This window comes from Deinococcus malanensis, from assembly GCF_014647655.1.
In the GTDB taxonomy this organism is placed as follows: Bacteria; Deinococcota; Deinococci; order Deinococcales; family Deinococcaceae; genus Deinococcus; species Deinococcus malanensis.
Genome location: NZ_BMPP01000006.1, coordinates 139,036 through 152,641 on the forward strand (window position 1 = coordinate 139,036; position 13,606 = coordinate 152,641).

13 protein-coding genes are annotated in these 13,606 nt (G+C 65.7%); 4 read left to right on the top strand and 9 right to left on the bottom strand.

The genetic code is table 11. The features are described from left to right. The first annotated feature begins 192 nt into the window (after window positions 1-192). On the top strand, window positions 193-741 hold the full coding sequence (locus IEY49_RS08965) for a superoxide dismutase family protein (RefSeq protein ID WP_189007024.1): 549 nt from the start codon (window positions 193-195) through the stop codon (window positions 739-741). Between the two features lie 168 nt (window positions 742-909). Here the strand turns inward: IEY49_RS08965 and IEY49_RS08970 are convergent, their stop codons facing one another. The 5 genes from IEY49_RS08970 to IEY49_RS08990 form a co-directional block, all read right to left on the bottom strand. Further along, window positions 910-1,581, bottom strand: coding sequence for an arginase (locus tag IEY49_RS08970; RefSeq protein WP_189007027.1), 672 nt, complete (start codon window positions 1,579-1,581; stop codon window positions 910-912). Continuing rightward, window positions 1,581-2,540 (bottom strand): GNAT family N-acetyltransferase, encoded by a 960-nt coding sequence (locus IEY49_RS08975; RefSeq protein WP_189007030.1) that lies wholly within the window; start codon window positions 2,538-2,540, stop codon window positions 1,581-1,583. Before IEY49_RS08975 ends, IEY49_RS08970 begins: the two co-directional genes overlap by 1 nt. Next, window positions 2,537-3,502: a GNAT family N-acetyltransferase gene (locus IEY49_RS08980; RefSeq protein ID WP_189007033.1), complete on the bottom strand. Its 966-nt coding sequence runs from the start codon at window positions 3,500-3,502 to the stop codon at window positions 2,537-2,539. The genes IEY49_RS08975 and IEY49_RS08980 overlap by 4 nt, the downstream gene beginning before the upstream one ends. Continuing rightward, window positions 3,499-4,503, bottom strand: a complete 1,005-nt coding sequence (locus IEY49_RS08985; RefSeq protein ID WP_189007036.1) for a GNAT family N-acetyltransferase — start codon at window positions 4,501-4,503, stop codon at window positions 3,499-3,501. Before IEY49_RS08985 ends, IEY49_RS08980 begins: the two co-directional genes overlap by 4 nt. Before the next feature lie 171 nt (window positions 4,504-4,674). Next, window positions 4,675-5,834 (bottom strand): IS3 family transposase gene (locus tag IEY49_RS08990; protein WP_189007039.1). Its coding sequence is split into 2 segments (ribosomal slippage): window positions 4,675-5,576 and window positions 5,576-5,834, totalling 1,161 coding nucleotides; the frame shifts between segments, so codons are not numbered across the junction. Window positions 5,835-5,950: 116 nt separating this feature from the next. Here IEY49_RS08990 and IEY49_RS08995 point away from each other — a divergent pair. Continuing rightward, on the top strand, window positions 5,951-6,661 hold the full coding sequence (locus IEY49_RS08995) for a PIG-L deacetylase family protein (RefSeq protein WP_189007042.1): 711 nt from the start codon (window positions 5,951-5,953) through the stop codon (window positions 6,659-6,661). Here IEY49_RS08995 and IEY49_RS09000 read toward each other — a convergent pair. Continuing rightward, window positions 6,639-6,938 carry a hypothetical protein gene (locus IEY49_RS09000; RefSeq protein WP_189007044.1) on the bottom strand — a complete coding sequence of 100 codons (300 nt, stop codon included), beginning with the start codon at window positions 6,936-6,938 and terminating at the stop codon, window positions 6,639-6,641. The two genes, IEY49_RS08995 and IEY49_RS09000, sit on opposite strands and share 23 nt — an antisense overlap. Before the next feature lie 131 nt (window positions 6,939-7,069). Between IEY49_RS09000 and IEY49_RS09005 the strand changes: the two genes are divergently transcribed. Next, entirely contained in the window at window positions 7,070-9,034 is a 1,965-nt protein-coding gene (locus IEY49_RS09005) for a putative bifunctional diguanylate cyclase/phosphodiesterase (protein ID WP_189007046.1), read from the top strand. Window positions 9,035-9,120: 86 nt separating this feature from the next. Here IEY49_RS09005 and IEY49_RS09010 read toward each other — a convergent pair whose 3' ends face one another. Together IEY49_RS09010 and IEY49_RS09015 are read right to left on the bottom strand one after the other, a co-directional pair. Then, complete coding sequence (locus IEY49_RS09010) at window positions 9,121-10,215, bottom strand: M20 family metallopeptidase (RefSeq protein WP_189007048.1); 1,095 nt, start codon at window positions 10,213-10,215, stop codon at window positions 9,121-9,123. A gap of 96 nt (window positions 10,216-10,311) precedes the next feature. After that, window positions 10,312-10,503, bottom strand: a complete 192-nt coding sequence (locus tag IEY49_RS09015; protein WP_189007050.1) for a hypothetical protein — start codon at window positions 10,501-10,503, stop codon at window positions 10,312-10,314. A 220-nt stretch (window positions 10,504-10,723) separates the two neighbouring features. Here IEY49_RS09015 and IEY49_RS09020 point away from each other — a divergent pair, with 220 nt between their 5' ends. Then, the gene (locus tag IEY49_RS09020; RefSeq protein WP_189007052.1) at window positions 10,724-12,733 is read left to right on the top strand and encodes a S9 family peptidase; all 2,010 of its coding nucleotides are present in this window, start codon (window positions 10,724-10,726) and stop codon (window positions 12,731-12,733) included. Here IEY49_RS09020 and IEY49_RS09025 read toward each other — a convergent pair. Beyond that, on the bottom strand, window positions 12,714-13,538 hold the full coding sequence (locus IEY49_RS09025; RefSeq protein WP_189007054.1) for an EamA family transporter: 825 nt from the start codon (window positions 13,536-13,538) through the stop codon (window positions 12,714-12,716). The two genes, IEY49_RS09020 and IEY49_RS09025, sit on opposite strands and share 20 nt — an antisense overlap. Between the last annotated feature and the right edge of the window lie 68 nt (window positions 13,539-13,606).

The window sequence follows — 13,606 nt, forward strand, 5'->3', positions numbered from 1 at the left end:
GCATGATGGCAGAGACATCGCCCTGCTCCTGGATACCCGTCATGGTGCTGCCTGCGACGTCATGAACACGGCCCGCGCGGGCACTATGCCTCAGCTTTCCCGTGCTTCCATACACGGTTTTCCCGACTTCAGGCAAACAGTTGACTCCGACCCTGTCCGCACAGCGCTCCTTATCCTCACCGGAGGTGCTTTATGTACAGAACGTCTGTCCTGCCCGTCGCCCTGCTGCTGACCGCCACGTTGGCCAGTTGCGCCCTGTTCGGCCCTACCATGGCCAGAGCGGACCTGATGAATCCTGCGGGTCAGTCCACCGGACAGGCGACCTTCATGGCAGAAGGCAACAGTACCCGGGTCCGGGTCACTGTCAGCGGTCTGGCTCCGGGGATGCACGCCATGCACATTCATGTCAATCCGGCGTGTACCAACACCACGGGGACTGACGGAGCGACCGTGTCTTTCGGGGGCGCCGGAGGGCATTTCGATCCGGGCGGCACCAACAATCACGACGCGCCGACCGCCGCCAACACCGTGGGCCACGCCGGCGACCTGCCCATGATCAGCGTTGGTGCCAACGGCACCGGAACCGCCGACTTCCTGACCACCAGGGTCAATCTCAGAGGCGATACCAGCGTGATCGGGCGCAGCATCGTGATTCACGCTGCTCCCGACGACTACCAGACCGATCCGGCGGGCAACAGCGGGGCGCGCGAACGTTGCGGCGTTATTTCTGCAACCTCGTAAAGTGCCTTGAAGGACTGGGTCCCTGACTGCTCAACAGCAAAACGGGCAGGCTCGGCTGACATTCGCGCCTGGGGCTGCAAGAACTACCTGAAATGAGCTTCTCCCAGAGCGTCGGGGCTGATCCTCTCCACATGGAGCAGAGTCAGCCCTGATGAGGTCAGCCGCCAGCTAACGGCGGTCCAATGGAGGCACGAGAGAAGCACAACCCAGCCGCGAGGCCAGGTCAAAAAAGGCATCGTCGTGGGCGGGGCTGGTCCACGCGGGTGACTGCACCAGCAGTACGGAACTGATGGTGGCCGGTTCAGGCAGTTCGTCCTGCCGGGTCAGGGCCATGCGGTCCACGAGTTGTGTGGGCAGCAGGGCGTGCAGTTCCGTGCGTGTGCGGTCCAGGTCATGGCCCTCAGCCACCGGAAGGCCAGCGTGCCACTGCGGATACTGGCAGGTGTAGTGACTGACAAGCCCCGCGAGCAGGGCCAGCCCGGCCCAGTTTCCAGGCCGCAGTCGCGCGCCGTCTCCACTGAAGCTGGCCAGGTCATGGTGCGAATCAACGTTCAGCACAGCCTGCCCGGGAAACTGTTCGAGCCAGTTCCAGGCGTCTGCATGACTGAGGGTCATGTATGCCGGCACGCCGGCATACTGGAGCAGGGCCTGCCAGCCGGGGTACAACGGAAAGTCCGTCTCCAGCACGCTCCAGTCCTGGCTGCTGGCGCCACGTCTGCGCGCGCGGTCGTGCCACGCCTCCAGTCGGTCGTATGGACGGTCAGGCGTTCCCCAGATCGGTGCGTCGAACACCAGTTCCCGCGTGCCGGAATACGCGTCCCAGTCCACACTCAGCAGCATCAGTAGCGCAGCATATAGCTCACGCTGGCCGGATCACGCACGAAGCCCAGCCGGTCGTTGATGGCCAGCATCGGGGCGTTGTCGCTGGCATTGTCGGTGCGGATCAGGGTGGCGCCCATTATGCGCGCCGCACGGATCGCGGCGATCTTCAGCGCGGTGGCCACGCCCCTGCCGCGCCAGTCGCGCGTCACACCGGTCAGACCCGTCAGCAGGTCGGTGCTGGCCTCGCTGCGAAACAGCGCCGTCTGGCCGATCAGGGCCTCACCGTGCTCGGCGACCAGATAGGCGTCTGGCAGCAGGCCCGGGTCGCCCAGCACCGCTTCCTCGAACACCTGGAAGCTTAGCGGTGTGGCCGGTTCTGCGCGTGGCACGTCTGAGCGCACGTCGCTCATCAGCGCGTGCAGGCGGGTGGGGAGATCAGGAATTCCGGCTGCGCGCAAATCGCTGAGGCTCCGCACGCGCACGCCCTGTTGGGCCAGACGGCTCTCCAGCATCCGGTACGGCGCTTCATCGAAGGTGGTGACGTCCAGCGCGCTGGTGAAATAGCGCTTGTCGCCCACGAAGCTGCGCCGGGCCAGGAACACCGGCGCGACCGAATGGTCCTCGCGCGCCAGAACACGCACGGACTCGGCGTCAGCTTCGCGCAGACAGGTGTCCAGCGCTTCCCAGAGGGCAGTTCCTGCTCCCTGACCCTGGGCCTGTGGCGCGACCGCCAGTTCCAGCGTGAAGCGCCGGGGATGGTAAGCCCCCGGGTCCTGAAAGTAGGAGGCAGTGCCAATAACCTCATCCTCAGGGTTGCAGGCCACCAGCGTACCGGACCGGTACCCCCAGTCGCGCTGTTCCTCGTCGCGTTTCCGCAGTTCAGAACCACTGACGGGGTCATGCGGCAGTGCGTCGGTATAGGCGCGGGCGGCGGCGTCCCAGTCGCCGTCCTGTGCTGATCGGACAGTTACAGTCATACGTTCCCCCAGTGAAATTCAATGTAGGCGGGCCGGGGCCGGAACCCCAGGCGCGTGTTCAGGGCCAGCATAGGAGCGTTGGTGGTGGCGTTTCCGGTCCACAGTTCGCGAACGCCGGCGGAGGCCGCCTGCCGCATAGCTTCCAGCTTCAGCGCCAGCGCAAGCCCCTGACGCCGCCACGCACGGCGGGTGCCGGTCAGGCCGATATCCAGCCTCTGAGGCCCGGTCGGAGAGCGCCACAGCTCCGAGAGGGCCACCACCTCGCCTGCATCGGTGACCGCCAGCAGAACGCCATCCGGAAAGAAATTCGGGCTCTGTGCCCGTTTCTGGAAGTCGTCCAGTGTCAGCTCGGTCGCCTCGCCGCTGCGCGGCACGTCCAGCCTCGCTTCCGAAAAGGCGCTGTGGTAGGCGCGCATGGCAGCGTCATCACCCTGCTCCCGCGTCAGCTCACCCAGGGTCATGGCGCGCACGCCAGCCGGCAGCTGCGCCTGGGTGTCCCAGGCTGAGAAGTCGAAGCTGCCCAGGTCCAGGACATTGTCGAAAACGCGCATGGCCTCCTTCAGGCCATGGCGCTGCGCGAAAGCCACGGCATGCGGTTGGTCCTCGTAGGCACCTGCAAGCACTTCGCGGGCGCCGCGCAAGTGCAGGTGAGCTTCGACCTCCTGCGCCAGCCGGGTGCCCACGCCGCGCTGCGCATGGGTGGGCATCACCATCAGTTCCACGTGGTAGCGGTCCGGGTGAAACATGGACGGGCTCTGAAACACCATGGCCTGTCCCACGGCCTCGCCGTCCACCTCAGCCAGCCACTCGCGCAGGTGAGGGCGCAGGGGGTGGTCGAGCAGGATCTGCAGGTGATGTTCGAGGGTTTCGGCCGTGAGGGGACGCTGCGGCATCACCGCACTGAAAATCCGGGCGATCTCGGGGTAGTCGGCACGGCTGGCATCACGGATGTGGACCTTCACTGCGGCTCTCCGTTCAGGTGCAGTTCGTAACGGTAGCGGGTGGCCGTGCGCCTGAATCCCAGCTGGGAGTTCATGCCCAGCATGGCGCGGTTGGGCGCGTCGTTGAACGTCCGGATCAGGCCGCCGCCGGAAGCCTGCAGGGCGCGCATGGCCGCCACCTTCAGCGCCTTGGCCACTCCCCGGCCGCGGTCTTCCCGGCGCACCCCGGTCATGCCGATGTAGTAGAAACCTCCCGCATTCCAGCCCAGACTGGTGTACCCCACGTACGGCCCGGTCAGCGGGGCATCCAGCCCCTCGCGCACGGCCACGAAGGACAGGTTCAGGCGCATGTTGGGGTCCTGCAACTCATCCTTGATCCAGGATTCGAAGGGGCGTTTGGTCAGCACACTGCCCATGGGTACGTCCTGAAACAGCTGCCAGTCGAGCTCGTAGAGGCGCTGGTCGCGCTGCGGATCGTCGGCGAGGTCCGCGATGGAGATCAGCCGCACACCGTCCGCATTAACCCTGTCCAGCAGACCGTCAAAGGCATCCAGTTCCACCTCGGCCGTGTGCAGGCTGGATTCGAAGCGCTCCCAGGCGACCCGGAAGCCGCGCCGTTCCAGAAAGGCCCGTCCGGGGGCGTCATGCGGCTGGTCGCTGAGCATGGTCCGCGCCTCACGCGCGCCGCGTTCACGAACCCGGCGCAGCAGTTCGGTGTACAGCGCTCCTCCGATGCCCTGGCCCCGCGCGTCGGGATGAACCCCCAGCCTGCCCCAGTAGCGCCATTCCTCGAAGGAGAAATCGTCGTGACCCACTCCGCCTACACCGACGATGCGGCCCTGCTGCTCGGCGACCAGTTCGGTAAAGTACAGCTTCGGGTCACGGTTGGCACGTTCGCGTTCGATCTGCTCGGCACTCACCGGCCAGTCAGGGCTGGAGGCCGTACGCACCTCGGCAATAGCAGAAAAATCCTCGGGTGCGCGGACTTCCCGCAGAACAAAAGGCAGGGCTGAAACAGTCATGGAGATAATGGTGACCCGCCTGTGTCAGCTGACGCATCCGCCAGCGCGCTTAGCCACATCGCGCTTGATGGCCCTTCAAGAGAAAGACGCCGCCTCTGGTTGTGACCAACACCCTCAGTCCGGGCCTCTGATCTGAAAAGGTGGGCCTGCCCCGATAATGCATAGCTGGAGTTAAGCGGCTGTAGCTTGGCGTTCGAACTCCAGGGGCGTCAAGTACCCAAGAGTCGAGTGACGACGCTGACGGTTGTAAAAGACCTCGATGAATTCGAACACCGCGTGTCTGGCCACGTCCTGGTTCTCAAAGACGGTGTCTTCCAACAACTCCCGTTTCAGGGAGCTGAAAAAGCTTTCCACCACGGCGTTATCCCAGCAATCTCCCTTGCGACTCATGCTGCCCCTGGCCCGCATGCGGGCCAGTTCTGCCCGAAAAATTCCACTCGCGTATTGACTGCCCCTGTCGCTGTGATGCACCAGCCCAGGAGGCGGACAACGGCGCCCAGCTGCCATCCGAAGGGCAGCCAAGGGCAGCGTGGCTGGCATCTGCGTGTCCATCGCATAGCCCACCACAGCGCGAGAATGCAGGTCCAGCGTGACGGCGAGATACAGCCAGCCTGCTTTCGTGGGCAAGTACGTCAGGTCCCAAGCCCAGACCTGGTTCGGCTGCGAGACCCTGAACTGCCGCTCTAGCAGGTTCGGGCAGACTGGAAGGGTGTGGTCGCTGTCGGTGGTGCGAACCCAGCGGCGCTTTCCCTTGCCCTGCAGACCACGAACCCGCATCAGACGTGCCACCCGCTTGCGGGACACCCGAATCCCTCCGGCGTGCAGCTCCGCGTGAATGCGTGGCGCACCATATCGTCGTTTGCTGCGCTGGTGAACGTCTTTGATGCGCTGCTTGAGCAGCGCATCCTCTTGCCTGCGGTTGCAGATCGGCCTTCTTCGCCAGCTGTGGTACCCGCTCACCGACACCTCCAGCACCCGGCACAGCAGATCCAGGCGGTACTTGGGGCGGTGGTCGCGGATGAACTCATACCTCAGCGTGTGGTCTCTTTGGCAAAGAAGGCTGCCGCCTTTTTCAGGATCTCACGCTCCTGGCGTAGGATTTCGTTTTCTTTGCGCAGCCTGCGGATCTCCTGCTGTTCTGGAGTCAGGACCTGCTGCCCATGGCCGGGAAATGCAGCTTCGCCCTTCTCCTGCTCGGCATTCATCCACTTACGGAGCAGGGAAGCGTTGACCCCCAGGTCACGGGCGGTGCCGGCCAGGTTGCCGCTGGTTCGGACGAGTCGTACGGCATCCCGTTTGAACTCGGCGGTATGGATTCTGCGATCAGTCATGATGGTGCCTCCTATCGTGGGGGCTTATCTCCATCTACGCCATATCGGGTCACGCTCAAGGTACTCCCCGCTAAACCCGGTAAATTCAAGGGCAGCCGGCTCAGGAAACCCACCGTATGCTGGGCGGCATGTCCGCGCCCCACCCTGACCGGCCCCGCCTCAAGCTGCTGTTGATCGTGCCCCATCCGGACGACGAGGTCTACGGCGCCTCGGGCACCCTGATGACCTACCTGCAGGCCGGTGAGCCCTGCGGCCTGGTCACCCTGACACGTGGGGAGGCCGGGCGCACCCTGGGCCTATGTGACTCGCCGGAAGAACTGGCCCGCATGCGTGACGTGGAACTGGCTGCCTGCCTGGAGACCATCGGCCTGACCACCCACCCTGGCAGCGTGCACGAGCAGCACACCTTCCCGGACAAGTACCTGCAAGACCAACCGCTGGACACCCTGACTGAGGTCGCGCGCGAAGCGATGACGCGCCTGCGTCCCGAGACGGTGCTGACCTTTCCCCCCAACGGCAGCAACGGTCACCCGGACCACGTCACCACCCACCGCGCCGTGAAGGCCGCCTGGGACAACCTGCTGGCCAGTGAACGGCCGGGACTGTGGTATTACGCCTCGGACACGCCCCCGGAAAACGAGGTGCTGCGCGCGCAGTGGCTCTCCCCCACCATCCGCCGCGATGTCAGTGCACATGTCACCCGCAAGTTGCAGGCCATCGCCTGTCACCGCTCGCAGGCACTGAGTACGGTCGACTTTATCCGCAAGTTTCCCGAGCGCATCACGCTGGAAACCTTCTACGAGGTCAGTCCGGACCCCACTCGCTGACGGGTATGAAGTCCACGCCCCTGGCTTCCGTACCGGTGACCCGGTACTGACGGTCAAAACGGATCACGACCTCACCACGGTCGAAGTGCTGCGGCGAGACCACCGGTTTGCGCAGGATGTAGCTGCCGTCGTCGTCCACGCCGATATGCGCACTTTTGGTAAAGCGCAGTTCGACCACCTCGCCGTGCAGACGGGTGCGGATCCGGACGCGAAAGGTCTGCGAGTCGTCCTGACGGAGAAAAGGACTGGGTTCGGGGCGGCGAAACAGCTTGAACATGGCTCCTCCCCCGGCCACGGGCCGGTCATAGTGCAGTGTAGGGCAGGCCGCCCTCCCCACCGACAACTAAAGGAAACCGCTGCGCTGGCCAGACCTTTGCCTCCGTCCCCATCCCTAGGATGAGGCGCATCATGTCCGCCCCCCCGTTTGCGCAGGACACCCCACCGGGAGGGCGGCGCCTGCTACTGACCAGTCTGCTGCTGACCCTGGCAGGAACCCTGCTGGCCGTGGTATTGGCCCGCAATGACCACTGGGACCTGCACTATGACCGGCCGCTGTACGCGGTGCTGGCCGTTACCATGACGCTGCTGTGGTGGAGCACCTGGCAAGGCTGGCTGTCGTTACACCGCAGCACCCAGGCCTTGATCGGCTGTGCGGCCATATTCATGGCCCTCAAACTGTCGCTGCTGGGCGCCGTCGGCGTAGACCAGGGCGTGACCATGCAGGAATTGATGGAGTCGCTGAGCTGGCTGGCTCCGGTTATGGCCTGGGCGCTGGCCACCGCTTTTTCCGATCAGATGCGGCGCTTTCTGACGGGGCTGCTGTGGCTGGTGGCACTGCTGAGCGCCGTGCTGGTGGCCCAGCGCTCGTTCGTGCTGGGAGAGATGGACCGGGACCTGCTGCGGGTGGCCCTGCAGCTGAATCTGGCGGCCTGGGTGGTGTACTACGGCACCGGGTTCTACCTGCTGCGCACCTCCGCACTCTCGCGGCTGGAAAGCGAGCAGGAGACCCTGCGGCAGCTGGCCTACCACGACCTGTTGACTGGTCTGCCGGGGCGGCTGAGTCTGGAGCGGCAGCTCGACGGGCTGACCCGCCCGGAGGTCCAGCCGTTTGCCCTGCTGTTCGTGGACGTGGATTCCTTCAAGGTCATCAACGACACCCTGGGCCATGCGGCGGGTGACCGGCTGCTCAAGGCGCTGAGCAGTGAGCTGTCCCGGGTGGCAGGCGAAAACGCGCAGGTGTTCCGGCTCAGCGGTGATGAATTCGTGGTGCTGCTGCCTGGAGTGAGTGGCACCGAGGCGGAGACGATCGCCCGCCGGATCCAGGAAGAGGCGCCGAGGCTGCCCAGTGCCCGGGTTGGGGTGGAGACCACGCTCAGCATTGGCCTGAGCCTGTGTCCCGAAGACGCCCAGACGCCCAGCGAGTTGCTGCGGCACGCCGACAGTGCAATGTACGCCGTCAAACGCAGTGGCCGGGGGCATGTGCGCCGCTACCGCCCCGACCAGCACGCGGCCACCGAACGCTTTCAGCTGCTGGCGCGTGAGCTGGGGCACGCGCTGGCGCGCCATGAACTGCGGCTGGTCTACCAGCCGATCTTCTCGCTGACCGACGGCGAGATTGTGAAGATCGAGGCCCTGGCGCGCTGGCAGCATCCGGTGCTGGGGCCCGTGGGTCCCGATGAATTTATTCCGGTGGCCGAACGCGTGGGTCTGATCACGCCCATCGGCCTGTGGGTGCTGCACGAGGCGTGCCGGCAGCTGACCCACCTGCCGGATCTGTTGCTCAGCGTCAACGTCAGCGGCCTTCAGCTGATGCGCCGTGATTTCGTTCCGGGCGTCCTGGAGATCCTGAACGGTCTGGAAATCACTCCCACTCGGCTGGAACTGGAACTGACCGAAACGTCCTTGCTGCACGAAGACGCGCGCGCTGTCGCGGCCCTGCAGGCCCTACAGGCGCATGGCGTGCAGGTCGCACTGGACGATTTCGGCGCCGGGTACTCCAACCTGACCCGCCTGCGGGACCTGCCGATCAGCGACGTTAAGCTGGACCGCTCGTTCGTGAGCTGTTTCCTGAATGACGACGACCAGCAACGCCATCAGGCCGAACAGCTACTGCGCGGTGTACTGGATATCGCGCGCAGCCTGAACGTGACCGTGACTGCCGAGGGACTCGAGACCCCGGGCCTGGTGCGCCTGGCCATGGAGATGGGCTGTGATCTGGGTCAGGGATACGCCCTGAGCCTGCCGCTGTCAGCCCCGGACCTGCAGGAGTTGGTCAGCCGCCAGCCGCTCAGCGCCGCCAGCCATTCCGTGCCTCCAGTAGAGGGCGCAACGACCCACATCTGGAGCGGCCCGGAGGGCAGCGGCTTTCACTGAGCCGGCCAGAGGCCCGGTCACGGAATGGCAGACACCTGCACCGCCACTGCGCTCCCAGGCGCAGCAGACCGTGAAGCCGCCTCTTTTCAGGCTTCCTGCATCAGGCGCTGAAGAAGCCGCACATGGTCGGGCCAGCGGTCCAGGCGGACATGCTCGTGGGCGGCGTGGGCCCCGTCTCCGGGCGCACCCAGGCCGTCCAGGGTCGGGGCCAGCGGCGCGGTGAAGTTGCCGTCACTGCCGCCCCCGACGAACTCTCCACCTATTTCGAAGCCGAGTTCACGCGCAATCGCCTGGGTCTGGTGAAACAGCTCGAGGGCGCGTGGCGTCTGCTCGAAGGGCGGACGGTTGAGGCCTCCCAGCACCTCCAGCCGGACGCGCGGGTCGCCCGGTTGCAGGGCATGGATGCCCTGGGTGACGCGCTCGGCCTCGGCCAGCGTCGCTACCCGAATGTCGATCTCCAGTTGCGCTGAAGCAGGAATGACATTGACGGCACTTCCCCCCTGGATCAGGCCCACACTGATGGTGGTTCCGGACTCGGGACGGGCCAGGGCCTGCGCGGCCAGCACCGCTTCAGCCGCAGCGGTAATGGCGCTGGCCCCCAGTTCAGGTTTGTTGCCCGCATGGCTGGCCACCCCGTGAAAGCGGAGGGTAAAGGTGCCGGTGCCCTTGCGGCCCGTTTTCAGGTTGTGACTGTCGGCCACAGGCGGCTCGACCACCAGCACGACGCGGGCGTTTCCGGCAGCGGCCTCGATATGGCCACGGCTGCTGGGACTGCCGATCTCCTCGTCGGGAGTCAACAGCACCGTCACTCCTCCCACCGGCCACTGGCCGCGCATGGTCCGCAACACGTGAAACAGTCCGACGATGCCGGCTTTCATGTCGTAGGTTCCGGGACCATACAGCCGGTCGTCCTCCTGGCGCCAGGGCATCCGGTCCAGCGTGCCGTGCGGCCAAACCGTATCGGCATGGCTCAAGACCAGCACGCCTCCGCCCGGGTCCCTGTCCCCAAAGGTAAACTGGCGAGTGCCGCCTGGAAGCGCGTGGGTCTCGGCGCCCAGGTCTCGCGCCCAGCCTTCCACCACGTCCATCACCTGGGCCACGGCCAGCGGGTCACTCGAGGGAGATTCGATGCCGACAAGGGTCTTCAGATCGGCCAGCATGGCCTGGAGGTCAGGAAACATGCCCGATGCTACCCCGACAGCCCCACCACGGCAGACAGCCGGGCGCCTCCGTCCACAGGGAAAGGAGGCGCCCGCGTGAGGGAAAAAGAGGTGACTTCAGGCCAGCATGGCGACCTGACGGGCGTCGGCCTTGAGCACCGCACGGCCTTTCAGGTACAGGTCGTTCAGCGCCTGCGGTCCAAAAATACGGGCAAGTCGGGTGCTGGTCAGTTCAATGGTGCTGGTGCCCACTTTGAGCCGGACAATGTCCAGGGTGCCGGGCACCCACGTGCATGCGAGTTCCTGCATGGAATCTCCTTGAGGGATGTCGATCGGCCCGGACACAGGGTCACGGGAAGCGAGGTCGAAAGGGCCGACATGCCGGATTTCCGGTGCTCTCAGCATAAAAGTGTGTCCGCCAGAAAACGTGCACAATCCCCCCAAGACACCTTCAGGAATCGATCATGAGCGTCCCGGAGAACCGAACTGCCACCCCGGCTCCGGCTCCTCGCCTGTGCTTGACTGTGGCATGACACCACGACAGCCAGAGCCGGACGCCGCAGTCACTCCGGAAAGCCTGCTTGACCTTGCCTTTCCCAGCGATCCGCAGATCTCCCCCGACGGCCGTCAGGTGGCCTTCGTGCTGTCGCGGGTGGAAGAAGAGGACGTGCATAAGCCCGAGACCGAGTGGGCCCGCCCACGATACAAGTCCCAGATCTGGCTCTCCTCGGGTGGACAGGCCCAGCCCTTTACCACGGGAGAGTCACGTGACTCGGCGCCGCGCTGGTCGCCGGACGGCACCACGCTGGCCTTCGTGCGCGACGGCAACGGACGCAAGGGCCAGCTGCATCTCCTGCCGCTGAAGGGAGGCGAAGCGCGGCGGGTGACCGACTTCCGCCAGCCAGTTCAGGACGTGCAGTGGAGTCCCGACGGCCGGTTCATCTCGTTTATGAGCACCGGCGACGACGAGGACAAACGCGACGAGCGCGGTGAGGCCCGGGTCATCACCCGGGCCCGCTACCGCTTCAACGGCCGTGACTGGCTGCCTGAACGGCCGGCCCGCCTGTGGCTGTACGACGTGACCCAGGACGATCTGACCGAGTGGCACACCCCGGCCGTGGAACTGACAAGTGTGGCGTGGCTGCCGGACAGCGGCGGCGTGCTGTTCGTCTCCAGCGTGGATGAGTTCAGGGCCACCCAGTGGCAGAGCGAGGTCTACCGTCTGCCCCTGTCTGGCGAGGTGACCCGGATCACGCAGTGGAACGCCAGTATCTCTACCGTGATCCCCCATCCGGACGGTGAGCGTTTTGCGCTGGTCGGCCGCCCGGAAGGCCAGGGCAACACCCAGCATGCCCATCTGTACCTGCTGAAGCCCAACGACGAGTTTGTTCGTCTGGACGAGGGCCACGACCATCCGGTGGGCAACCTGGTCGGTGGAGACTGCCACGTAGGCGCGCTGCCCGACCGCCCGGTGTGGCTGGATGACGGCACCATTTTGTTCTCCAGCACGGTGCGTGGCAGCTGCGGCCTGTTCACGGCCACGCTTGACGGGCAGGTCAAGGCGCACACGCACGACCCCGAGGCCGTCATTCCATCCTTTACCGCACGTGGCGGCAGCGTGGCCGTAATCCGCGAGACCGCCACCCGCTTCCCGGAAGTGGAACTGGGCGGCCAGCCGGTCACTGACCTGAACGCCCGGCTTCCCTTCCCGGCACGCGCCCCCCAGCGCGTGACCTTCCCGACCGACCTGGGCGAGGGCGAAGGCTGGGTGCTGCTGCCCGACGGCAATGCGCCCGCACCAGCGCTGCTGAGCATTCATGGCGGCCCGCACACCGACTACGGCCACGCCTTTACCCACGAATTCCAGCTGCTGGCCGCGCGCGGGTACGGCGTGTGCTACAGCAACCCGCGCGGCTCGGTGGGCTATGGGCAGGCCTGGGTGGATGACATCCACGGCCGCTGGGGGACGGTGGACATGGCGGATCTGCTGGCTTTCTTCGATCGCTGCCTGGAACGCCACCCGGTCCTGGATGCCAGCCGCACGGCCGTCATGGGAGGCAGCTATGGCGGTTTCATGACCAACTGGATTACAGCGCATACCGACCGCTTCCAGGCGGCCGTAACCGACCGCAGCATCTGCAACCTGATCAGTTTCGGCGGGACCTCAGATATTGGCCTGCGCTTCTGGGACGACGAACTGGGCCTCAACTTTCACCGCCGCGCCGACGTGCCCAAACTGTGGGACATGAGCCCGCTGCAGTACGTGGAAAACGTCCGCACCCCTACGCTGATCGTACATAGCGTGCTGGACCACCGCTGCCCCATCGAACAGGCTGAGCAGTGGTACGCGGCCCTGACGCTGCATGGCGTCCCGACCCGCTTCGTGCGCTTTCCCGGCGAGGACCACGAACTGAGCCGCTCGGGTCGCCCGGACCGGCGCCTGACCCGCCTGCACGAGTACCTGAACTGGCTCGACCGCTGGCTGGGCAAGACAGGCGGGCCGGCCACAACCCCTGAAGTCAACGTCGCGAGAGCATAACCGCGCCCGCCAGCGCTATACCGACGCCCAGCCATTGTGCTGGGCGTAGTCGTTCACGCAACAGGGCCACGGCCAGCAGTGTGGTCACGGCTGGATACAGGCTGGTCAGCAGACCAGCCAGGGCCAGTCCGCCCCCCTGTGCCGAGAGCAGGTAGAACAGGTTTCCCAGCGTGTCACCGGGAGCCGAGGCCAGCATCAATCCAGGTGCCTGCGGGCGCAGGCCGACCAGCCACGCGGCCAGCGGCACCACCACCAGGGAACTCGCGACGCGCGCTGCCATCAAGGTCCACAGCACCCCAGGTGCCTGGGCCTGGCCCAGCAGCACGAAGAACAGACCGAAACCCAGCCCGGCGAGCAGGCCCAGGGCCGGGCCCTGAGTCCCCTTGCCACCCCGTCCTGGTGTAAGGCTCAGCATTGCGCACCCTGCAAGGGCGGCCACTGCTCCGGCCCATCCCAGCGCTGTCAAATTTTCGCCAGCCAGTAGCCCGAAGACCACCGGCACAAGGGCCGACAGTGCTCCGGCACCCACCGACACGGTCCCCATAGGTCCCAGCGCCAGCGCCCGGTAAAACGCAAGAACCGCGCCCAGGCCCACCACACCAGCCGCAGCGCCCCACCACAGGTCAGAGGCAGGTGGGACCGGTTGGTCCAGTGACACGGCCAAAAAGGCCAGAGCCAGGACGCTTAGCGGATGGGTCAGCGCCACCACGCGCAGGGCCGGATCACGCCGGCTGGCCAGGCCGGACAGGAAATCACCCACCCCATAGGCACCCGCAGACAGCAGGCCCCAGAGCGCAGGATTCAAGAAGGAGCTCCGTCAGACATGGGCTGGAGTGTAGCAATGCGCTGCTGAAAGCAAAAAAGCCGGGCACA